Origin of the sequence: Pontibacillus sp. HMF3514, from assembly GCF_009858175.1 — a bacterium.
Taxonomy (GTDB): Bacteria; Bacillota; Bacilli; order Bacillales; family BH030062; genus Pontibacillus.
Genome location: NZ_CP047393.1, coordinates 3,200,786 through 3,223,624 on the forward strand (window position 1 = coordinate 3,200,786; position 22,839 = coordinate 3,223,624).

General features: G+C 41.6%; 23 protein-coding genes and 2 riboswitches. Of the genes, 1 reads left to right on the forward strand and 22 read right to left on the reverse strand.

Going from position 1 to position 22,839, the window contains the following annotated elements; translation table 11 throughout:
• The 13 genes from GS400_RS16445 to treP form a co-directional block, all read right to left on the reverse strand.
• Positions 1-750, reverse strand: coding sequence for a (S)-benzoin forming benzil reductase (locus GS400_RS16445; protein WP_160103586.1), 750 nt, complete (start codon positions 748-750; stop codon positions 1-3).
• Positions 751-913: 163 nt separating this feature from the next.
• Positions 914-1,573 (reverse strand): thiamine phosphate synthase, encoded by a 660-nt coding sequence (thiE, locus tag GS400_RS16450; protein WP_160103588.1) that lies wholly within the window; start codon positions 1,571-1,573, stop codon positions 914-916.
• Positions 1,570-2,376 (reverse strand): bifunctional hydroxymethylpyrimidine kinase/phosphomethylpyrimidine kinase, encoded by an 807-nt coding sequence (gene thiD, locus GS400_RS16455; RefSeq protein ID WP_160103590.1) that lies wholly within the window; start codon positions 2,374-2,376, stop codon positions 1,570-1,572. The genes thiE and thiD overlap by 4 nt, the downstream gene beginning before the upstream one ends.
• 11 nt (positions 2,377-2,387) lie before the next feature.
• Complete coding sequence (locus tag GS400_RS16460; RefSeq protein WP_160103592.1) at positions 2,388-3,407, reverse strand: MoeB/ThiF family adenylyltransferase; 1,020 nt, start codon at positions 3,405-3,407, stop codon at positions 2,388-2,390.
• A gap of 5 nt (positions 3,408-3,412) precedes the next feature.
• A complete protein-coding gene (gene thiS, locus GS400_RS16465) occupies positions 3,413-3,616 on the reverse strand; it encodes a sulfur carrier protein ThiS (RefSeq protein WP_160103594.1) in 204 nt (67 codons plus the stop codon).
• Complete coding sequence (gene tenI / locus GS400_RS16470) at positions 3,613-4,224, reverse strand: thiazole tautomerase TenI (RefSeq protein ID WP_236561002.1); 612 nt, start codon at positions 4,222-4,224, stop codon at positions 3,613-3,615. Before tenI ends, thiS begins: the two co-directional genes overlap by 4 nt.
• Positions 4,209-5,312 carry a 2-iminoacetate synthase ThiH gene (thiH, locus tag GS400_RS16475; protein ID WP_160103596.1) on the reverse strand — a complete coding sequence of 368 codons (1,104 nt, stop codon included), beginning with the start codon at positions 5,310-5,312 and terminating at the stop codon, positions 4,209-4,211. The genes tenI and thiH overlap by 16 nt, the downstream gene beginning before the upstream one ends.
• Positions 5,313-5,322: 10 nt before the next feature.
• Positions 5,323-6,093: a thiazole synthase gene (locus GS400_RS16480; protein WP_160103598.1), complete on the reverse strand. Its 771-nt coding sequence runs from the start codon at positions 6,091-6,093 to the stop codon at positions 5,323-5,325.
• A 76-nt stretch (positions 6,094-6,169) separates the two neighbouring features.
• A riboswitch (TPP riboswitch) is annotated at positions 6,170-6,270 on the reverse strand.
• Entirely contained in the window at positions 6,268-6,948 is a 681-nt protein-coding gene (gene tenA, locus GS400_RS16485; RefSeq protein ID WP_160103600.1) for a thiaminase II, read from the reverse strand. It overlaps the preceding riboswitch by 3 nt.
• 278 nt (positions 6,949-7,226) lie before the next feature.
• A riboswitch (TPP riboswitch) is annotated at positions 7,227-7,326 on the reverse strand.
• Between the two features lie 47 nt (positions 7,327-7,373).
• The gene (locus GS400_RS16490; RefSeq protein ID WP_160103602.1) at positions 7,374-7,997 is read right to left on the reverse strand and encodes a YdcF family protein; all 624 of its coding nucleotides are present in this window, start codon (positions 7,995-7,997) and stop codon (positions 7,374-7,376) included.
• 94 nt (positions 7,998-8,091) lie between these two features.
• Positions 8,092-8,802, reverse strand: a complete 711-nt coding sequence (gene treR / locus GS400_RS16495; protein WP_304608236.1) for a trehalose operon repressor — start codon at positions 8,800-8,802, stop codon at positions 8,092-8,094.
• Positions 8,803-8,815: 13 nt separating this feature from the next.
• Positions 8,816-10,489 carry an alpha,alpha-phosphotrehalase gene (gene treC / locus GS400_RS16500; RefSeq protein WP_160103606.1) on the reverse strand — a complete coding sequence of 558 codons (1,674 nt, stop codon included), beginning with the start codon at positions 10,487-10,489 and terminating at the stop codon, positions 8,816-8,818.
• A 105-nt stretch (positions 10,490-10,594) separates the two neighbouring features.
• Complete coding sequence (treP, locus tag GS400_RS16505) at positions 10,595-11,998, reverse strand: PTS system trehalose-specific EIIBC component (RefSeq protein ID WP_370519707.1); 1,404 nt, start codon at positions 11,996-11,998, stop codon at positions 10,595-10,597.
• Positions 11,999-12,368: 370 nt separating this feature from the next.
• On the opposite strand from treP, the gene GS400_RS16510 reads away from it, so the two are divergent.
• The gene (locus GS400_RS16510; RefSeq protein WP_160103608.1) at positions 12,369-12,845 is read left to right on the forward strand and encodes a hypothetical protein; all 477 of its coding nucleotides are present in this window, start codon (positions 12,369-12,371) and stop codon (positions 12,843-12,845) included.
• 44 nt (positions 12,846-12,889) lie between these two features.
• On the opposite strand, the gene GS400_RS16515 is transcribed toward GS400_RS16510, so the two are convergent.
• The 9 genes from GS400_RS16515 to rpoN form a co-directional block, all read right to left on the reverse strand.
• Positions 12,890-13,324 carry a DMT family transporter gene (locus GS400_RS16515; protein WP_027445813.1) on the reverse strand — a complete coding sequence of 145 codons (435 nt, stop codon included), beginning with the start codon at positions 13,322-13,324 and terminating at the stop codon, positions 12,890-12,892.
• A gap of 520 nt (positions 13,325-13,844) precedes the next feature.
• Positions 13,845-15,131 carry a phosphopyruvate hydratase gene (gene eno / locus GS400_RS16520; RefSeq protein ID WP_160103610.1) on the reverse strand — a complete coding sequence of 429 codons (1,287 nt, stop codon included), beginning with the start codon at positions 15,129-15,131 and terminating at the stop codon, positions 13,845-13,847.
• A gap of 70 nt (positions 15,132-15,201) precedes the next feature.
• Positions 15,202-16,746 (reverse strand): 2,3-bisphosphoglycerate-independent phosphoglycerate mutase, encoded by a 1,545-nt coding sequence (gene gpmI, locus GS400_RS16525; protein ID WP_160103612.1) that lies wholly within the window; start codon positions 16,744-16,746, stop codon positions 15,202-15,204.
• Positions 16,743-17,501 (reverse strand): triose-phosphate isomerase, encoded by a 759-nt coding sequence (gene tpiA / locus GS400_RS16530; RefSeq protein WP_160103614.1) that lies wholly within the window; start codon positions 17,499-17,501, stop codon positions 16,743-16,745. The genes gpmI and tpiA overlap by 4 nt, the downstream gene beginning before the upstream one ends.
• A gap of 15 nt (positions 17,502-17,516) precedes the next feature.
• Positions 17,517-18,707 carry a phosphoglycerate kinase gene (pgk, locus tag GS400_RS16535; protein ID WP_160103616.1) on the reverse strand — a complete coding sequence of 397 codons (1,191 nt, stop codon included), beginning with the start codon at positions 18,705-18,707 and terminating at the stop codon, positions 17,517-17,519.
• Between the two features lie 322 nt (positions 18,708-19,029).
• Positions 19,030-20,037: a type I glyceraldehyde-3-phosphate dehydrogenase gene (gene gap, locus GS400_RS16540; RefSeq protein ID WP_160103618.1), complete on the reverse strand. Its 1,008-nt coding sequence runs from the start codon at positions 20,035-20,037 to the stop codon at positions 19,030-19,032.
• A 41-nt stretch (positions 20,038-20,078) separates the two neighbouring features.
• The gene (locus GS400_RS16545; RefSeq protein ID WP_160103620.1) at positions 20,079-21,107 is read right to left on the reverse strand and encodes a sugar-binding transcriptional regulator; all 1,029 of its coding nucleotides are present in this window, start codon (positions 21,105-21,107) and stop codon (positions 20,079-20,081) included.
• 158 nt (positions 21,108-21,265) lie between these two features.
• The gene (locus GS400_RS16550; RefSeq protein ID WP_160103622.1) at positions 21,266-21,502 is read right to left on the reverse strand and encodes a glutaredoxin family protein; all 237 of its coding nucleotides are present in this window, start codon (positions 21,500-21,502) and stop codon (positions 21,266-21,268) included.
• Positions 21,499-22,776: an RNA polymerase factor sigma-54 gene (gene rpoN, locus GS400_RS16555; protein ID WP_160103624.1), complete on the reverse strand. Its 1,278-nt coding sequence runs from the start codon at positions 22,774-22,776 to the stop codon at positions 21,499-21,501. The genes GS400_RS16550 and rpoN overlap by 4 nt, the downstream gene beginning before the upstream one ends.
• Positions 22,777-22,839 lie beyond the last annotated feature (63 nt).

Genomic DNA, 22,839 nt, shown 5'->3' on the forward strand with positions numbered 1-22,839 from the left:
TTAGTCTAGTAGATCATTAACGTGATAAACGCTTCCGTTTTCGAAGTCTTGTTGCAGGAGCTTAAGCATGGCTTGAGCTACAACATCAGTATCACGAAGCTTTCCTTGCTCTTTAAATTCCTTAAATTTATCCACTTCTGCAAAGGCTTCCTCTGATGCAGAGCGAATATCTGCTTGCATATCGGTGTCCATAATTCCTGGACTAAAAGCCACAATTTTATGAGAGGAATTATTTCTTTCTAACTCTAATGCAGTTGTTGATGTGAAATAATTGATTCCTGCTTTCGAACTCCCATATGTACTCCAACCATATACAGCACGATTGGCAGCACCTGAAGTAATATTCACAGTAGTTACGTCAATCTCACTACATTTTTTCGTGAATAAGTTCGTTATAAGCATTGGGGCAATCAAGTTTACATGCATGTGCTGAACCACTTCATTTGCTGGAAGATCCCCAACCTTTTGAATCGGCTCTACCACACCTGCATTATTTACGACATACACTTTATTAGCCTTCTGTTCTTTTATAAAATCTATGATTTGTGTAAACACATTTTCAACTTCATTTTCTGATGATAGGTCACATGTGTAATGCTGGTAGTTGACTTGATGCTTACCCGCTAAAGATTCGAGATCTTCATTTTTAGAACGAGAGAGTCCAATTACGCTCGTCCCCTGCTCCATCATTTGTTTAGCGATCGATTCACCTAATCCGCGAGAAACACCTGTTATCACTGAAAAATCCATTCTATCCCTCCGTCTTTTTCACATGTTCCTAGTATAGCGAAATGATGGGTTTAATCCTATTGATAATGTTCTTTCTATCCATTAAAAAAGAACCTACATAGAGCGTACCCTCTTCGTAGGTTCTTCATGCCTAATCTTTACTATTATTTGAGTGTATTTAGAATCACTTTTCTACTGTTAGTCTTCCATCTTCTACTTCCTGTTTCAATTCTTGAGAAGCTTTTACTGCGTTCTCTGCCTGACTAATAGCTGAGATAACGGCAACGCCATTTGCACCTGAGGATACTACATCATAGGCATTCTTTTTTGAAATCCCTCCGATCCCTACTATAGGAAAAACAGGAAATACATCACGAATTTCTCTGATAACGATGGGACCTCGAACTTGTTCCGTATCCTTTTTCGTGGATGTATGGAACATCGGGCCTACTCCTATGTAGTCAGCTCCTTCCTCTATTGCTTTTTCCGCTTCTTTTACATTATGAGCAGAGACACCTAGCAATTTTTCCGAACCAATTATAGAGCGAACCTCCTGAACCAGTCCATCCTGTTGGCCAATGTGTACACCATCAGCTTCAAGCTGGATAGCCAAATTCACATCATCATTCACAATAAAAGGAATGCCATAATTGTGGCACACCTTTTTCAAATGGAATCCAAGTTCTTCCCTTTCAGAACCAACTTTCGCTCCATTTCCCTTCTCTCGATACTGAAAACACGTTACGCCACCTTGGATCGCTTTTCGTAAGACTTCAATTGGATCCTGATAACAATTTTGACTCCCCATGACCAAATAAACCGGTAAATGTTCAGCGATACTCATGTGAATGCGCCTCGCTTCTCATAAGCCCAATGATTCGTTGGTCCATGACCTTGCCCAATATGAAGATCCTCTTCAATAGCTGCTTGAATGAATGCCTTTGCTACTTTAATTGATTCATAAACTGATTTACCTTGAGCTAACTGAGCCGTAATAGCTGCCGAAAACGTACATCCAGTTCCGTGTGTGTTTTTGGTTTCATACCGATTTGAATCAAAAGATGTGAATTCATTTCCATCGTACAGAATATCAGTTACTACGGCTGATGAATCATGTCCACCTTTAATCACTACAAAATCAGCTCCAAGTCCATGAATGGCTCTAGCTGCTTCTTTCTTTTTATCTTCAGAATCAATCTTCATATCTGCCAAAACTTCAGCTTCGGGAATATTTGGTGTCACTACTTTTGATAACGGTAGTAACTTTTCCTTAAGAGCTCGAACTGCTTGATCTTGAAGAAGTTTCGCCCCTCCTTTAGCAATCATAACGGGATCAACTACAAGGTTCTTCCACCCATAGAAATCAATACAGATTGCTGTGGCTTCAATAATCTCTTCACTGAATAACATGCCTGTTTTAATGGCATCTGGTGTAAGGTCATCACCGATGGAGTTCAACTGTTCAATGACGCCATCAGCGGAAATATCATACACCCCTTGTACGCCTAACGTATTCTGAGCCGTGACAGCAGTAATAGCAGACATCCCATAGACATTGAGCTCTTGAAACGTTTTTAAATCAGCTTGGATTCCAGCACCTCCACCAGAATCAGAGCCAGCAATGGTTAACGCTTTTGCAACTTGCATTTTTGAGCCTCCTATCCTACACATTGGTTATATAAAGATTTGGCTTTCGCGACATCTTTCGTTCCATGCACTAACACACGACCATCTTGGAAAAAGACAAGACGATAAGGTCCTTGCTGATACATCAACACATAAGGGGTCTTTTTCACTTCTCCTGATGTCCTTAAAAGAACATGATTCAAAACCTCTAAGTCCCGCTTCATAGGTTCCATCGGTCTAATTTGAACGGTGTCGCGACCACATAAAACGGTTGTTTTCGTTTGGGAATCTCCTTTTAAATAGGGGTAATGCTGATTCACTCCACATGAAGGACAAGTTCCCTTTTTTAAAGAGGAGACATCCACAGATGAGAATTCATTTTTCCATAAATCAAAAGAGACAATCTTGCTTCGTAAAGCCTCATAGTCCTCTACTAATATCTTCATTGCTTCAGTCACTTGATGGGCTACCACCATTTGTACGACAGGACTTATAATCCCCGCTGTATCACAAGTAGCACCTTCTGAAGGAAGGATATCGAGTAAGCAATGAAGGCATGGTGTCTTCTCTGGAACAATTGTGAAGCTTAAGCCATAACTTCCTACACATGCTCCGTAAATCCATGTTTTCTTGTAATACTGAGCTATGTCATTGACCTTCATCCGTGTTTCAAAGTTGTCTGTGGCATCTATAATTAAGTCCACTTCTGGTATGATTTCATGAAGTTCATCTACTCCCATATCGCCTACAACTTTATTGATCGTGGTACCAGAATTGATTGCATTTAGCCTATTTTTAGCCGCTATAGCTTTTGGCACTGCGTTACTCGCATCTTCTTCTCCATAAAGCTGCTGCCTTTGAAGGTTACTCCAATCCACGTAATCTCGATCTGCAATCGTTATTTGACCGACGCCTGCTCGAACAAGTTGTTCCGCATTAGCCGTACCCAGAGCTCCAGCACCAAGTATAAATACGTGTTTTTGAGAGAGTTTGATTTGCCCCTTCTCGCCAATTGGAGCAAAAAGCTTTTGTCTTGAAAAACGATCTCCCATGAGGATCAACCTCCTCCAACAAAATGAACGAGCTCTACTTGATCGCCATTTTGTATACGTGTATCTGAATGTAGCTTTTGATCGACTATGGTTTGATTCAATTCCACAATGACCTGATTCGATTGCAGGTTATAGTGATGTAAAAGATCGCTAATGTGCTTCACTGTTTGCGGTAAATCAATCTGTTTTCCATTTACTTGAATCGTCATATAGACCATCCTTTCCGATATTCTTGAGCTACCTGAATAGGGTCTTGAGCATCTAGTAAGCCAGACATGACGGCAACCCCTTTTGCTCCAGTTCTTCTTATCTCATGCACATTTTGTGGTGTTATCCCACCAATTGCGATAACAGGAATCGAGATCGCATCCACAACATTTTTTAACGCTTCCATACCTTTAGGCTCTAGCCCTGGCTTAGAGTTCGATGAAAAGATATGACCAAATAACACGTAATCTGCACCATCTTTCTCGGCTTCTTGAGCTTCCATGAGTGAGTGAACAGATTTTCCAATTAGCATCTGAGGAAAATGCTTACGAACCTCTCTTGGACCGATACTGTGATATGCCAGTTGCACACCACGAACACCTTCAACACAAGCTATATCGACTCTGTCATTCACAATGATATTTTCCGAGGGAACCGATTCTCCCTTCAATCGTTTTACTGCACTTGTGATTTCTTGAGCTGAACGACGCTTTTCCCTTAGGTGAATACAGTCAACATACGGCGCTAACTGCCCTGCTATCTTTGAAAACTCATTAAGGTCCATCCTCCCGTTTGAGACAAGGTGGAACTCCATTAGATGATCTGCCAATCTTTCATCACAGGCTGATAACCTTTTGAATGAAGAAGATCACGGATTTCTTCAACCGAGCGCTCATCTGATATTTCAAATTGACTTTGTGTATCGTTTGGGTTCGTATAGCCACCTACTTCTGTAGAGGAGGCAGCAGACATTTTCGTTACCCCTAATGGAATGATCTGATCCCGAAAAGCTGGGTTTTCTCGAGTCGATATCGTAATCCCTACTCGCGGTAAAAAGATTCTTAAGGCTAGCATGGATTGAACAAGATTTTTATCTGACACATCTACATTAGGTTGGAAACCACCAGCATTTGGACGGATACGTGGGAAGGAAGTACCGATTTCCGTCTCTAAATAGGTATCCTGTAAATATTGCGCATGCAAACCAGAGATGAAGCTTTCCTTTCTCCAATTATCCAACCCTAATAGCGCCCCAATATTTACGGACCTCATACCAGCTCGACAGCCTCGCTCAGGTGTGTCCAAACGATAGTGATAGTCCCGCTTCGGCCCTTTCGTATGAATCTCCCTGTAAATGTCTTCGTTATAAACCTCTTGATAAACCGTTAATCCATCTATTCCACTATTTACAAGCTCCTCATAATCCGCTTGATCCATCGGTTGAATTTCGATGCCTACAGAGGAGAAATACTTTTTGAGCACGGTCATACACTCTTTTAAATACTCGACAGATGAGTGCATACGGGATTCTCCAGATAATAAAATAATGTGTTCAATACCTTTATCTCTTATCGCTTTCGCTTCTTGTTCTATCTCTTCCATCGTTAATCTTTTCCGTGGAAACACGTTATCTACACTGAAGCTGCAGTATTTACATGTATTCACACAGTAATCAGATACATATAACGGTAAGAACAACTGCATGGTCTTACCAAAATGCTGAACCGTTACTTGATGAGCCCGCTGAGCCATTTCTTCTAGATAGTCTTCAGCGGCTGGGGAAAGCAAGATCATATAGTCATCTCGTGTTAGTCGATCTTTTTTCAAAACCCGCTCAACATCTTGACTTGTAATCTTTGAAAATAGCTCTTGAAACGGAAGGTCTTTCAATTGTTCATACGTGTGATAAAAACTCATGGAATCCTCCTTATGTTGTTAGAAATCCTGTTAACGGTGAAGAAGCATTGGCTTTTTCTGTAGTTGGTCCAAGTCCGGACAGGTAAGCCATACGTCCAGCTTTTACTGCCATATCAAAAGCCTGAGCCATTTGTGCTGGATTCTCAGCTGTAGCAATAGCTGTATTCACAAGCACTGCATCTGCGCCCATTTCCATTGCTTCTGCAGCTTCAGAAGGTTTGCCAATACCAGCATCTACGACGATTGGTAGATTGATTTCATAGATCATGATGCGAATCATTTCTTTCATTTTGATCCCGCGGTTTGACCCAATTGGTGAACCAAGCGGCATGATCGCTGCTGCTCCTGCCTCCTCCATGCGTTTTGCTGCCATAAGATCAGGGCTCATATAAGGAAGTACGACGAACCCTTCATCCGCAAGTGTTTTTGTTGCTTTAATGGTTTCCTCATTGTCCGGTAGTAAGTATTTATGGTCCGAGATCACTTCAATCTTGATCCAATTTCCCATTCCACTCGCTTTTGCTAATCTCGCAATTCGAATTGCTTCTTCTGCTGTTCTAGCACCTGATGTATTAGGCATTAGTGTCACGTTCTTTGGAATATCATTCAAAATATGCTGGTCATCTCCATTGATATCCACGCGACGAAGAGCCACTGTCACCACCTGAGATTGAGATGCCTCAATCGCCTTTTTCATCTCTTTGTGATCAGCAAACTTTCCTGTTCCGGTAAACAGTCGGTTATGGAGACTAACTCCTCCAATGTGTAAAAGATCGTTCATGTGTATCATCCTTTCAAAAAAATTAAAAAAGCTCACCTCATTGGCTAGAGGTGAGCTTCGATTTGTAATAGGTATTACAGATTAATCGATGCTTCCCTCCGTTGGTTTTAACCAATTCAGGTTCAAAGGGTCGGAACGGATCCTCTCAGCCACTATGTAGCTCCCCTAGCTTTTTTATGAAGTTGTTTTTTCTTTTTCATTCCATGACTCTAATGTATATGCCATTTCCCAAAACCTTAATTCATACTGACTGCTAATGAGAAATGCTTCTTTCATGGCTTGTCGTTGCTTTGGAGTACTTTCTTCTGCAATTTGTTCAAGACGGTTAATTTGTTCTTCTACTAACGACCTGAACCACTCACTTCCATACGTATTGATCCATTCTTCATATATCGCTACGCCTGGTGTGTAACCCTTGAAGCGTTGACCAATCTCGTAGTAAAGCCAGTAACAAGGTAAAAGCGAGGCTATGATCATTCCCAAATCACCTAACAGGGCTGAGCGATAAAGGTGTGACGTATAAGCATATGCAGTAGGAGATGGTTGAAATACGTTCTTTTCCTCTTCTGTAATCCCAAGCTCCTTAGCAAACGTCTCATGCAGCCCTAGCTCAGCTTGATAGGTCCCTTGTGCATGAGCTGCCAAACGATTCGTCGTTTCTAAATCCTCAGCTTTTGCCCCGGCGAATGACTGTACACGAGCAAATTGACTCAGATAATAGGAATCTTGTAAAACGTAGTAACGAAATTGATCAAACGATAAAGTCCCTTCTGTAAGCTCTTGAATAAAAGGATGCTGAAAACTCTCTTCCCAAATCGAATCAGCTTCTTTACGACATTCTTGAGTGAAAGACATGCCTTTTCCTCCCTATTATTCTTATGCTTTCTCTCCAATAAGAAAAGCGCAAGCGACCGTTTAGCAACGAAGGGACTGGACTGAGCCCGTAGTAAGATAAAGGAAACACTAATTGTGAAACAATTAGATGTTGACTTATCGAACGGAGGCGAGGGAAGTCCATTCGTTGCTGGGCGCTGGAGCTAGACATCTATGAGATTTCATAGAACGAAAAAAACCGCTTCTGACGTATCAGAAGCGGTTATGTATAGACGAGTCACATTGTTATAGCTGTCATGTGTCGCACACAACCACTTCCCTACGCTAGTTCAAGCTAGATCAGGTTCAAAGGGTCGAGGCATAACGCCTCTCTCAGCTTACGCACCCCTAGTGGAAAGAAATATAAGATTGATATTTTTTACATATTCATCATATATGAAAGCGTTCTAAAGTTCAACCGAATCCTCTAAATTCGCTATCCGGAGAAACTCGTCCGCAATTACGCTAGCTTCATAACCAAGATAAAACATCCACTCCCTTAAAAAGAAAGGGACTCTGGTTTCAAGGCTTTTGTAAGCAGAAGTTTGAGTTGGAGAAGCATGAACATCCATATTACGATCCCTCGCCATAGCCATTGCACGTTTCAAATGAAGAGGGTCACTGACAAGTCTATAAGTCTCAAAACCTTTCTTCTCCCCTAATTTCTTAGCCTCATCTAGATTTTGCTCAGTGATCTTTGAAGCCGTTTCAATCGATATATCCTTCTTTGGCACACCATTACGAATCGCATACATCTTGGCAACTTCAGATTCTGCATACTGAGCACCATCTCCTTTACCTCCAGTAAAAATAAGATGATCGACTTTATTATTTTTATAGAGTTTAAGAGCGTGATTAATTCTTTCTTGAAAAACTGGAGAGGGCTTATCATAATAAGCAGCTGCACCTAAAACAATCGCTGCATCCGTTTTTTTATTATAATCATTCCCTGTAAATGTCCATATCGAATAACCTGCATAACCTACATAAACCAATACTAGTAAGAGGAGGAGTTGCAGCAATTTCTTCATTAAAACAGCTCCTTTTCGTGCTCCCTATCATATAATAAATACCCTTTTTACAAAAGAAAAACCTCCCCAACTCAGAGAGTCAGGAAGGTTGGTATTAGCGACGAGCAAAATCAACAAATCGGAATTTATCAGGTCGGTGTCTGGATTCAGTAAATTGAAAGAGCGTCGCATCATTTAAATACACGTAGTTTTTAATAACCACAATCGTTGAGAATCCCTCTAAATCAAGTAAGTTACGGTCTTCTTCAGTTGGGTCCTCTGCTGTAATTTCTTTTTTAGCAAATGAAATATTTAACCCCAGCTCACCTTCTAGATAGGCATAGATGGAATCTTCACAAATCTCCTTCGTAAGCTTAGGAACTAGATCATAAATAATATAGTCTTTATCCAAAATGACATCATTTCCGCCGATGTTTCGAATGCGGGACACATGCCACACAAGGCTATTTTCATCAAGGTTCATGGCTTGTTGCACCATGTCATTTGGATGGGACAAGGATAACTCGTGAACCGTTGTTTTTGGCTTCTCCCCCATCGAATCAGCTAGTTCTTTAAAACTCACCAATCCCGATACAGGAAAATCAAATTTATTTTGATCTAAAACAACGGATCCCTTTCCTCTAACCTTTTGGATAAAACCGTTTTGAGAGAGCAGGTTCAGTGCCTTACGAATCGTTTCTCTTGAAGTTTGGTAAAGATCAGTCAACTCATTCTCAGAAGGCAGAGTTGATTGAGCTGGGTACTCTCCATTTTTGATCGCTTCTACAAGCTCATGATATATGGTTAAAAACTTGTTCTGTTTCACACTCATCACTCTTTTACTTCGTTAAATAATAGACGATGGACTCATACGGACGCAACGAGATGGATTTAAATTCTTCTGGAGAATCCTCATAGTTTGAAATAAGAATTTCGGATTTCATGCCATCTACATCTACATGATCTGGTAATGTGAATTGTGTTTCAGTACCATAGAAGTTATTGATCACAAGTAGCTTCTCGCCATCCCCATTTCTTACATAAGAAAAGATGGAGTCATGGTCGTCCAGAATAAGTTCGTAATCTCCTGTTGTCATGATATCATATTTTTTACGAAGTTGAATGAGCTTTTGATAATGATAAAAAGCTGAATCTTGATCTTCTATTGCGTTTTGAGCGTTTACTTCATCAGCATTAGCAGCTACAGGGATCCATGGTGTGCTTGATGTGAATCCAGCGTGTTTCTGGTTATTCCACTGCATTGGCGTACGGGAGTTATCACGAGACTTTTGCTTTAAAATCTCCAGAATTTCTTCCTCAGATTTTCCTTCTTGTTTCATGATATCGTACATATTCAAGGATTCCACGTCACGATAATCCCCAATACGATTGAACTTAGGATTTGTCATCCCAAACTCTTCACCTTGATAAATGTAAGGAGTACCGCGCATCATGTGAATCGTTGTGGCTAACATTTTAGCGGACTCTTTTGGGTAGTTTTCATCGTCACCGAAACGAGATACAACACGTGGCTGGTCGTGGTTACACCAGAATAAAGCATTCCAACCTCCGCCTTGCTGCATCCCCACTTGCCATTCTGTAAGAACGTCTTTCAACTGTTGAAAATCAAAATCTGCTTTCACCCATTTTTCACCATTCGGATAGTCAACTTTTAGATGGTGGAAGCTAAAGGTTTGGTCTAATTCCTGACGTTCAGGATGGGTGTATTTCACACAATCATCAATGGTTGTAGAAGACATTTCACCAACAGTCATCATCTTGTATTGAGAGAATACGTTCTGGTTCATTTCATGCATGAATTCATGAACACGTGGCCCATCTGTATAGAACTTACGACCGTCTCCTGTATAATCGTTCGGGAAAGCCTGATCTTTTGAAATTAAGTTAATAACGTCTAGACGGAAACCATCCACGCCTTTTTGTAACCAAAAGTGCATCATGTCATATACACTTTTACGAACCGCTTCGTTTTCCCAGTTTAAGTCAGCCTGCGTTACATCGAACAAGTGTAAATAATATTGGCCTGTTTCAGCATCATATGCCCAAGCATTTCCGCCGAATTTGGATTGCCAGTTCGTCGGTTCTTGACCATCGACTGGATCTTTCCAAATGTAATAGTCACGATAAGGGTTGTCTTTCGATTTCTTGGATTCCTGGAACCATTCATGCTCTGTGGAGGTGTGGTTCACAACGATGTCCATGATAATTTTAATATCACGTTTGTGAGCTTCTTCTAATAGCTCATCGAAATCTTCCATTGTTCCATACTCTTCGTGAATATCGAAGTAATCACTAATGTCATAGCCATTATCTCGTTGAGGGGATTTATAAATTGGAGTGAGCCATACAACATCCACACCAAGTTCATTTAGATAATCAAGCTTTTGAATGATTCCTTGGATGTCTCCTGTACCGTTTCCTGTTGTATCATTAAAACTCTTCGGATAGATTTGATAAACGACTGATTTTTTCCACCATGGTTGTTGTGTCATGTTAGCACCGTCCTTTTGATGTATGTGGGTCTTGTTAACCATGTAAGATCTAAGACAGACCAAATAGCAACCATGGAGTGCACGGTTGCTATCCGTCTGATTCAATTATATTTTTTTACGTTTCGCGATTAGGAATGTAACGACAAATGGTAATACCAATACGATTGCCATACCAACTAGGAACCAAAGCCAGTCTTGAGGCAAGATGGAGAAGATTCCAGGTACTCCTCCTACTCCAATGGATGAAGCTTGTACATTCATAACCGTGATTACAGTAGCTGCAATGGCAGAGGATACAAGCGCTGCAATGAATGGGAACTTGTAGCGTAAGTTAACACCGAATAAAGCAGGCTCTGTAATTCCAAGATAGGCAGAAACACCAGAAGAACCAGAAAGTCCTTTAAGGTTGTCGTCCTTTGTAGCCACCATAACACCTAATGCTGCAGATCCTTGAGAAATGTTAGATAGCGCAAGGATCGGCCATAAGAATGTTGTACCTGTGTTACCGATTAGCTGAATATCAACAGCTAGGAACGTATGGTGCATTCCCGTTACAACAAGTAATGGATAAAGGGCACCATAAATGAATCCACCTAGAGCTGCGAACTGATCGAACACGGCAACTAGACCATCTGTAATTAAGTTACCTAGACCAAACATAAGTGGTCCAATTGCAATAAATGTTAGGAAACCAGTTACAAGTAAAGCAATAGGTCCAACGAATAATAGCTGAATAGAATCTGGAATACGATTACGTAGGAAAACATCGATTTTCGCTAATACATAAGATGCTAATAATACAGGTAGTACTTGTCCTTGATAACCAATCTTTTCAATTGTTAAGCCAAATAAATCCCATGTTGGAACGTTATTGTTTTTTACCGCTTCACCATAAGACCAAGCATTTAGAAGGTCTGGGTGAACGAGCATAAGTCCGAGTACAATACCGAGTAACGGATTACCACCGAACTTCTTAACAGCTGACCAACCAATGAGTCCCGGTAAGAATACGAACGCCGTATTGGCAATAAGGTTAATCATATTCGCAAGGTCAGCCCATTGTGGATAAACCTCAATTAATGATTTCTCATCAAAGAAAATACCTGTTCCACCGAGGATGTTGTATATCCCCATAAGTAAACCTGCCGTAACGATTGCAGGAAGAATCGGAATGAAAATATCTGCTAATGTTTTAATCGCTTTTTGAAGCGGATTCATTTTTTCTGCAGAAGCACTTTTCACATCGTCTTTGGATGCTTCTCCAACGCCTAGTGCTGTCATTTCTTTATAAACCTTATCTACGGTTCCTTGTCCAATCACAATTTGGAACTGTCCATTTGTAGTGTATGAACCTTTAACGGACTCGAGCTTCTCGAGCTCTTCTTGATTCACTTTGCTCTCATCATGTAATGATAAACGTAAACGAGTTACGCAATGCGTGGCCGCTTGTATATTTTCTTGACCACCGATTGCATCTAAAATAGCCTTCGCCTCTTTTTTCAAGTTCATGATGTAACCTCCCTCAAACTCTCTCTGTGTATGAAATAAAGCGTTTTCTTAAGAACTTGTATATACATCATATCGCATAATAAAAGATTTGTATATACATCTGCATATTTTCCGAAAATTTTTTAAGTTCTAGTTCCAATTATTGGGCTGAACTAGCACCACTGCAGTATTTTTACCACTTTTTAGTTCAAACGAAACAACCTCACATCGCTTTCAGTATCCCCAAAAAGAAGCGAGACATGAATGTATGATTGAAAACAGGTTGTAGAAACTTAGTAATAGAGTATTTCGACAATAATGGATCTGTTTCGGGTCCAACCAAGTACGTGATATAATACTGTGAAAGAATAAAACAATCTCTGGAGGTAACATGCTTACATTTGAAGAGAAGCTTGCTATAATTGAGTCTTTTCCTGAACTTACACGCAACGATGTATCGCTTGGTCGTGTAAATTTTCAGTTTGAAGACAGTGTATATGATAAGAAAAACGTGGTTTACCGTTTGCATCCAAATGGAAACGGATATGTTTATGTGGAGTTGATTGACGACGAGGATTATGATGTTGATGAAAAAGGTATGGTCAACATTCGTAACTATAGTGAAGAAGAACTTCGTAAAGTTGTCCGAAAATCCATTGATTCTTTAGCTACATTAGATGAAGAAGACGAAGAAGAATTTAAAGAAGAAACGTGGATGAATGGAGAAGGTCACATCCTAACACTCGTTTACGATTATGATTTATGGAATATTTACGCTGGCGAAATGCTAGATAGTGCTTTCCCTACCTATAATGAAGCTGTGGACTTTTTGGATCAGGAAGGGTTTGAGCGGATTCGAAAAGGCTAGAAAAAAGCTGGACTACTCTTTTAATGGAGTGAGTCCAGCTTTTTTTAACGTCTCGTGTATAAAATTATAGCTACAATCATTAAACCTAACCCAGCCAGCCGATTCCAATCAAGTGGAATTTGCTTCATTCCAAGCCAGCCAAAATGATCTATGAGAGAGCTCATCGTTAATTGAGCTACAATCACTGTAAATAGTGCAGCGCCTACACCGACCCTTGGCACTGCAAGGACCATGGAGGATACGAAAAATGATCCTAACACTCCCCCAAGTAACTGCCACTTTGGTACTTGAAAGGCATCCACGATATTCCCTCGCCCAAAGAATAGCATGATTAAAAATAAGGTCACTGTACCGACTAAAAAGGATACAAAAGCCCCTTCAAATACACCAATTTTTTGTCCAAGGTTTCCATTAATTGCGGACTGTATCGCTACAGCTAGCCCACCACAGAAAACAAGGATCATCATAATCCAGTTCATGTTTTATCCTCCTGATCGTTTCACACAAATTATTGGAAATTATAACACTGCATAGAGGAAAAGCCAATTGATCCGGATTGCTTTGTATGGGGGATCTGTGGTTAACTCCACTTTCAGGCGATCTTACACCATTTATGGGCGCTCCAGTACCAAATGCGGGCGGGTCGAACTCATTTGCGGGCGCTCCGGCACCATATGCGAGCGGATCCAATTCGTTTGCAGGCGCTACGGCATCAAATGCGGGCGGATCCAGCTCATTTGCGGGCGCTTCGTACCATGCGAGCGGATACAACTCGTTTGCGAGCGCTCCGGTACCATAAGCAGGCGGTTCCAACTCATTTGCAGGCGCTACGGTACCCAATGCGGGCGGATACAACTCATTTGCGAGCGCTCCGGCACAACATACGAGCGCCTCCACTTCATTTGCGAGCGTCCCGACATCAAATGCGGGCAGACACAGTTCTAGACCATAAAAAAACAGCCCACTCAAAAGAGTGGACTGTTCCCTAAGCATCTAACCTTACTTATTCAAGTTATAGAATGCTTTTTTACCAGCGTAAACAGCTGTACCAGCTAAGATGTCTTCGATGCGTAGAAGTTGGTTGTACTTCGCTACGCGATCTGTACGAGATGGTGCACCTGTTTTGATTTGACCAGCGTTTGTTGCAACTGCGATGTCAGCGATTGTTGCATCTTCTGTTTCACCAGAACGGTGAGAGATAACGGCAGTGTAACCTGCTTCTTTCGCCATTTCGATTGCTTGGAATGTTTCTGTAAGTGTTCCGATTTGGTTCACTTTAATAAGAATTGAGTTACCTACGCCTTGCTCGATTGCACGACTTAGTTTCTCAGTGTTTGTTACGAATAGGTCGTCACCTACGATTTGAACACGGTCGCCGATGCGGTCTGTAAGAAGTTTTGTACCTTCCCAGTCGTTCTCGTCTAAGCCGTCTTCAATCGATACGATTGGATATTTGTTGATCATCTCTTCGTACCAGTCAACCATTTCTTCAGCTGTGCGTGTTACGCCTTCGCCTTTAAGGTTGTATTTGCCGTCTTCGTAGATCTCAGAAGATGCTACGTCCATTGCAAGTTGAACCTCTTCGCCAGGCTTGTAGCCAGCTGCTTCGATTGCTTCGATGATTGTAGAAAGAGCTTCTTCGTTAGACTTCAGGCTTGGAGCGAATCCGCCTTCGTCACCTACTGCAGTGTTATAGCCTTTAGATCCAAGAACTTTCTTCAATGCGTGGAAAATTTCCGCGCCCATGCGTAGACCTTCTTTGAATGTAGGAGCGCCTACTGGCATGATCATGAATTCTTGAATATCAACGTTGTTGTCAGCGTGCTCGCCACCGTTAAGAATGTTCATCATCGGTGTTGGAAGCTTCTTCGCGTTGAATCCACCAAGATATTGGTATAGAGGCATGCCAACAAAGTCAGCTGCTGCGTGTGCTACAGCCATCGATACACCAAGGATTGCGTTCGCACCTAGGTTCCCTTTGTTGTCCGTACCGTCTAGCTCTCTCATAACTTCGTCGATGATTACCTGACGAGTAACATCGAAACCAAGAAGTTCTGGAGCGATCTTTTCGTTAACGTTGTCTACGGCTTGTGTTACGCCCTTACCAAGGTAACGGCCTTTGTCACCGTCGCGTAGTTCTACAGCTTCGTATTCACCTGTAGATGCACCACTTGGTACAAGAGCTGTACCGTAAGCGCCTGATTCAGTATATACTTCAACTTCAACAGTTGGGTTACCACGAGAGTCTAATACTTCACGTGCATAAACGTCTGTAATATATGGCATAGTTGTTTCTCTCCTTTTTAATCGATTTTAAAAACTCGCCTAAAAGTCGTGCACTACCTTTAGTAAAGTTTTATTGATTTTTCTTAATCAGTGATTCACCTGTCATTTCTGCAGGTTGCTCAATGTTTAATAAATCTAGTAGTGTTGGTGAAAGGTCACCTAAAATACCGCCATCACGAAGCTCGACGCCTTCCTTCGTTACGATAACAGGCACAGGGTTCGTCGTATGAGCCGTTTGTGGTTTTCCTTCATCTGTGATCATGACATCCGCATTACCATGGTCTGCTGTGATGATCGCATGACCACCTTTTTCGGAAATTTTGTCGATGATTTTGCCTAAGCATTCATCAACGGCTTCAATCGCTTTGATTGTCGGTTCCATCATTCCACTGTGGCCAACCATATCCGGGTTAGCGAAGTTTAGAATGATCGCGTTGTGCTTCTCTGCATCTAATTCACCTAAAAGAGCATCCGTTACTTCATACACACTCATTTCTGGCTGCAAGTCATAAGTTGCTACTTTTGGAGAATCAATTAAAATGCGCTCTTCGCCTTTGAATTCTGCTTCACGTCCACCGCTCATAAAGAATGTAACGTGTGGATATTTTTCAGTTTCCGCAATGCGAAGTTGTTTCATATTGTTTTGCTCTAAAACTTCTCCGACTGTGTTATCCAAGTTAACAGGCTTGTAAGCTACATAGCCATTAACCGTTTCACTGAAGTTCGTAAGCATAACAAAGTGAAGGTTTTTCGGTGCCTTCTCCCCACGATCAAATTCGCGGAAATCATCGTTTGCAAACGTACGGGAAATTTGGATCGCACGGTCTGGACGGAAGTTATAGAAAATAATCGCGTCTTCGTCTTCAACAGTAGCGCGAGGCTCACCGTTTTCATCTGTTAAAACAGATGGAAGAACGAATTCGTCGTAAATATCATTCGCATAGTTATCATCAACGACTTCAAGTGGGTCCTGATAGCTAGGGCCTTCACCATAAACCATAGCACGGTATGCCTTTTCAACACGATCCCAGCGTTTGTCGCGGTCCATGGAATAATAGCGGCCTGATAATGTAGCAAGTTCCCCTACACCTAGCTCATCCATTTTATCCTGAAGGGCTTTGATATACTTTTTCGCTGACTTTTGACCAACGTCACGGCCATCTAAGAAACCATGAACATATACCTTCTCAAGACCACGTTTAGCAGCCATTTCAAGAAGCGCATATAAGTGTTCAATATGACTGTGAATACCACCGTCAGACAAAAGACCAAATAAGTGTAATGCTTTGTTGTTCTTTTTCGCATGTTCCATTGCATCAATGAAGGTATCTTTTTCGAAAAAGTCTCCCTCGCGAATGGACATGTTCACACGAGTCAAGCTCTGGTACACAATGCGACCAGCACCGATGTTTAAGTGACCAACCTCAGAGTTCCCCATTTGACCTTCTGGAAGACCAACAGCTTCTCCTTTTGCAGTTAGCTGTGAATGAGGATACTGATTCCAAAAGCGGTCAAAATTCGGCGTGTTTGCTTGCTTTACGGCATTTCCAATCTCATTATCCTCTAGACCAAAACCATCTAGGATAATTAACGCAGCTAAACGGTTGTCACTCATTTTGTACCTGCCTCCACTAACGCTAAGAAAGAGTCAGTTTTTAAGCTTGCACCGCCTACTAGCGCGCCATCAATGTCGGACTGACCTAACATTTCATCAACGTTCGCAGGCTTCACGCTACCACCGTACTGGATGCGAACAGCTTGAGCTGCTTCATCACCAGCAAATGCTTTTACAACGTTACGAATGTGCGTGCACATTGCATTGGCATCTTCTGCTGTAGCTGTTTTACCTGTGCCGATTGCCCAGATAGGCTCGTAAGCAATAATTACGTCTTGAACCTGTTCGTTTGTTAAGTCTTTAAGAGCTTTTTTAACCTGGTCTTCAACGATTGTTTCAGCCTGGTTGTTTTCACGTTGCTCATCAGACTCACCAACACAAACAATTGGTACAAGATTGTGTTTGAAAGCTGCATGTACTTTTTGGTTAACAGACTCATCTGTTTCGCCAAAAAGCTCACGACGTTCAGAGTGTCCTAGAACAACGTACTCAACGCCGATGTCTTTTAACATTTCAGGGCTAACTTCGCCTGTGAATGCGCCGCTTTCTTCAGCGTGCATGTTTTGAGCACCGACTTTTAAGTCAGTACCTTCTGCTCTTTGAACAAGTGCATGAAGGTGAGTGAAAGGTGCTACCACTACGGATTCTACCTTGTCACTTGATGGAACTGATTCTTTTACATCTTCAACGAATTGCTCCGCTTCACCTAAAAGCTTATTCATTTTCCAGTTACCTGCAATCACTTTTTTACGCATAGATGTCTCGCTCCTTTACTTGTCGTTTAGGGCTACAACGCCTGGAAGATCTTTACCTTCCATGAATTCTAATGACGCACCGCCACCTGTGGAAATGTGGTCCATTTGGTCAGCATAACCGAATTTTTCAACTGCTGCTGCAGAGTCGCCTCCGCCAATCACAGTATAGCCTTTTGTTTGGCCAAGAGCTTCAGCTACACCTTTCGTTCCTTTGGCGAATGTTTCAAGTTCAAACACACCCATTGGACCGTTCCAGATAACAAGCTTGGAATCCTTTACGATGTCAGCATACTTTTCAATCGTTTTCGGTCCGATATCCATTGCTTCCCAATCAGCTGGGATGCTATCGATATCTACAATTTGAGTGTTTGCATCGTCTGAGAAGTCGTCTCCTACCACTACATCTAATGGCATGTGGAATTGAACGCCTTTCTCTTCTGCTTTTTTCATATATTCTCTCGCTACATCAATCTTGTCTTCTTCTAAAAGAGACTTTCCGATTTCATAGCCTTGTGCTTTTACGAATGTGTAAGCTAGGCCACCACCAATGATGAGGTGATCGACTTTATCAATTAGATTATCGATAACGCCGATTTTGTCCTTAACCTTCGCTCCGCCAATAATGGCTGTGAATGGGCGTTCAGGATCTTTTAAGGCCTTCCCAAGTACACGTAGTTCTTTTTCCATCAAGTGTCCTGCTACTGCTGGGATATGATGTGCAATGCCTTCAGTAGATGCATGCGCACGGTGAGCTGCACCAAATGCGTCATTCACATATACATCAGCTAAGTTTGCAAATTCCTTCGCAAGGTCTGCATCGTTTTTCTCTTCGCCAGCATAGAAACGTACGTTTTCTAGAAGTAGAATTTCACCTTCACCTAGGTCGGATAGGGCTTTATTTACTTCAGGACCGTATGCTTCATCTGTTTTGGTTACTTCTTGTTGAAGTAGGTCGCTTAAACGTTTCGCAACTGGATCTAGACGAAGCTCTTCAACAACTTCACCTTTTGGACGGCCTAAGTGGCTCGCAAGGATAACTTTAGCACCTTTGTGAGCAAGGTACTGGATGGTTGGCAAAGCAGCGCGAATTCTTGTGTCATCCGTTACTTCACCTTCTGACATAGGTACGTTGAAATCAACGCGACAGAAAACCGTTTTTCCATTAACATCGATGTCTTGAATGGTTTTTTTCTCATTTACGTTCATGGGATGGACCTCCTTTGTTCAATGTCTAGCTCTGGCACCAGCTACTTAGATGCATGGGCTATTGGGTTAATCCTCGCCCCTGTATGTACGTTCCCTCTTAGAAGTTTGGGACAAACGTGTTCTATTGTTTGTGATGAAGAAACGATCTATCTATACTAGCCTTTTGGTAAAAATATGGTGTAATTCCATTCTTTACAGTCGCTTTTCATACAAACATCGCAAAGGAGGAGGCTAGTCTCCCCCACGCTTTGCGATGAACACCTATACATATATACGGTTAACAGGGGTTATTTTCCTTCCGTTGGGAAGATAAAACTTTATCTTATAGTCCTTTGCTATTAAGGTAAACAGCTAGGTCTACACAACGGTTGGAGTAACCTGTTTCGTTGTCATACCAAGAAACAATCTTAACCATGTTGTCTTCCATAACAAGTGTAGAAGCAGCATCGATTGTAGAAGAAGCAGTGTCACCATTGTAGTCGCTTGATACAAGCTCTTCTTCGCTGTAACCAAGGATACCTTTAAGTTCACCTTCAGCTGCTTCTTTAAGAGCTGCGTTTACGTCTTCTGCAGAAACGTTAGCGTCAAGCTCAGCTACAAGGTCTACTAGAGAAACGTTCTTAGTAGGAACACGCATAGCCATACCAGAAAGCTTACCTTCAAGCTCAGGAAGTACTTTCGCTACAGCTTGTGCTGCACCTGTCGTTGTTGGAATGATGTTTTCAGCTGCTGCACGCGCACGACGGTAGTCCTTGTGAGGTAGGTCAAGGATTTGCTGGTCATTCGTGTAAGAGTGAACAGTTGTCATCATACCGCGCTTAAGACCGAATTTATCGTTAAGAACCTTAGCATATGGAGCTAAGCAGTTTGTTGTACAAGATGCGTTAGAGATAACGTGGTGGCTATCTTTGTCGTAGCTGTCTTCGTTAACACCCATAACAACTGTTAGGTCTTCGCCTTTAGCAGGAGCAGAGATGATAACTTTCTTCGCACCAGCATCAAGGTGTTTCTTCGCATCGTCACGTTGAGTGAAACGACCAGTAGATTCGATTACGATATCTACACCAAGATCGCCCCAACCTAAGTTTGCAGGGTCACGCTCAGAAAGTACTTTAAGTTCTTTTCCACCGATTACAAGGTTGTCACCATTTACAGTAACTTCTTCTTCGAATTTACCATGCACAGTGTCATATTGAAGTAGGTGTGCAAGCATGTTTGCATCTGTTAAATCGTTTACTGCAACTACTTCTACTTCTTCGTTTTTCCAAGCTGCGCGGAATACGTTACGTCCAATACGTCCGAAACCGTTAATACCAATTCTGATTGCCATGAAAAATTCCTCCTTAAGGTATCTATCCTTAATGTTTTTATCTAAAGGGAAATACCCTTTATTAACTCTCTTGCTGCACCCTCATCGGTAATGAGTACATTGGATTGTCCCTGTTTAAAGTAGGAGTCAATCGCTTCAGCTTTTGATTTGCCACCGGCCACAGCCATAACACAATTAGTATGGTTTAAGTCTTCCAATTGGATTCCTACTGTGCGCACTTTGTGGACAATTTCTCCTTCTTTATTAAAGTAATACCCGAAAGCTTCACCAACAGCATCTCCTTCTTGAATAGTTTTCATAACGGATTGAGGCGTCTTTCTTCTTTCAGCCATGGTCATGGCATCCCCAATTCCGTGTACGATCAGATCTGAGCTACGAATCAACTCTAGTACTTCACGTACAGAAGGCTCACCGATGATGGTGTGATAGGATTCTTCGCTAAGCGGATCAGGAACATACAACAAACGATATTTCCCATTTGCTTTTTTCGCCATTTCAGCACAAATGGTATTAGCTTGCTTTTCCACTTGTTCTCCTAATCCGCCTCGGGCTGGGACAAACAAGCAATTTTGTGCTTGTTCTAGAGGGGTCATCATTTCAGCTACTGCTGCGACTGTACCGCCTCCGGTTACGGCTACCGTGTTATTCGGTCTTAAAACTTCTTTCATATACCGAACACATGCCTTGCCCATTTCCTCTTTTACCCATGAGAGTTCATCGCTATTCCCTGGAACGACGACTACATGATTTAAATTCAACTTTTTCTTCACTTGATTTTCTAAATCAGAGATCCCCTTTAGCTCATTCATAAATTCTTCGAGCTGCAAGAGAACTTGTCTGCCTTCTGTTGTGAGGTGCATGCCTCTTGTTGTAATCTCAATCAGGCTTTGCTCCTGAAGAAAATCAATCTCAGATCGAACCGTACGTTCAGCCATGGCCAGATTATCAGCAAGACTGCGACGTCCAATCGGTTCCATTTGTCGAATGATCTGTAGAATCTCATATCGACGCTGCATAATATCCAGCAAATCGGGGAATAGTTTACTCTGTAAGTCAATTAACGCCCTCATGGAAAAGCTCCTTTGCTGTATGTAAGCTTCAGCGGGGGCTTTTTTGTCCCGCCGTGACGTATTGTGTCCCACTCAGGGCAAAAAAATACAATAAGCTTACGTACACGTTTATTGTATCAGTCTGAAAACCCCCGTGCAACAAAGAAGAAGCGCTATTTTTATTGTAAACGCTTCATCACCTTTGTCGGGTCGATTTGGCCATAATCAATTTCTTCTCCATCGATTTCGACCACAGGAATCATAAGCTGATACTTCTCCAAGAGATCATCATCTTTATAGATATCTTTTTCCCGTATAACCACATCATAATTATGTAAAATTGTTTCCAGTAAGATCTTTGCATCATCGCATAGTGAGCATTTTTCTTTTGTATATAAAATAAGTTCTTTAGTCACGTTGTTAGACTTCCTTTCTTTTTCCGTTTAGATGAGGAAGGAATGTGAAGTGCTTCTCGATATTTTGCCACAGTTCTTCTCGAAATGTAAATGCCAAACTCCCGATGAAGACGATCACTGAGGGCTTGATCTGAATACGGTTTCTCTTGATCTTCTGTTTGTACGGTTTCTTTTATGAGTTGTTTAATGGATTGAGAGGATGTTTCCTCTCCCCCTTTTGCTTGTAACCCTGTTTGGAAAAAGGCTTTTAACGATACAATTCCTTGCGGCGTTTGAACGAATTTATTTTTTACAGCCCGGCTTACAGTAGATACGTGAATATTTGTTTCCTCAGCTATTTCACGCATACGTAAGGGACGCATGGCAGGATATCCTTTTTCAAAAAATGGAGACTGTCGATTCACGATTTGCTCAAGCACTTTTGAAAAGTTGATTGTTCTTTTTAGAATTGCGGTTTGGATACACTGAGCGTGTTGATATTTTTCATGAATATACTCTTTTGCTTGAGTATCATGGGTCGTTAGATTTAAAAGTGACTCTTCAATAGAAATAGAAGGTTGATTAAATGGAGATAACTCAAACCTCCACTGTCCAGCTTCTTTATAGATTTTTGCATCCGGAACGATATAATCTTGTTTAACTGGCGCTACTTGGAGTGCAGGTCTAGGATGGCAAGACTGAATGAGTGATATTGCATGTTCAGCTTCCTGAATTGTACACTCATATTTTGCAGAGATAGCGTCCAGGTTTTGCTCTGCTACATCTTGAAGGTCCTCCTGGATGATTTGGGTGATGTACTGTGGTGCGTTTTGGCGTTGGAGTTGTAATGCAATGCATTCCTGAAGCGTGCGTGCTCCAATACCTGCTGGTTCAAGAGATTGGAGGATTTCTAGTGCTTTATTAGCCTGCTCTTCATGGATATTACAAGCCACCTGCCACTCTTGTAGTGAAAGGTCTAAGTATCCGTCATCGTTAGTGGAATCGATCCCATACTCCACGGCTGCCTTAAGATTTGAAGGTATAGATATATGAAGTAACTGATCATGTAAATATTGATGGACTGAACGCTCATTACGATGTAGCTCGGGTTGTATAGCGCCCGAAGCAAATGATGTATCCTGTGGTTTGATATGAATTAGGGGATTATCGCTTACTTGATCCTCTAAAAATTGATTAAGTTCAATACCATTGTAGGTCAACATCTCAATTGCTTGACTCATCTTCTGTGTCATTTTCCATGTAAGCTTTTGTTCCTGAGTCAGTTGTTGATTCATCGCTGAGCCCTCCGTTCGTAAGCGGTTACATACTATTATAGCAAAAAACAGCGACCTAGTGGA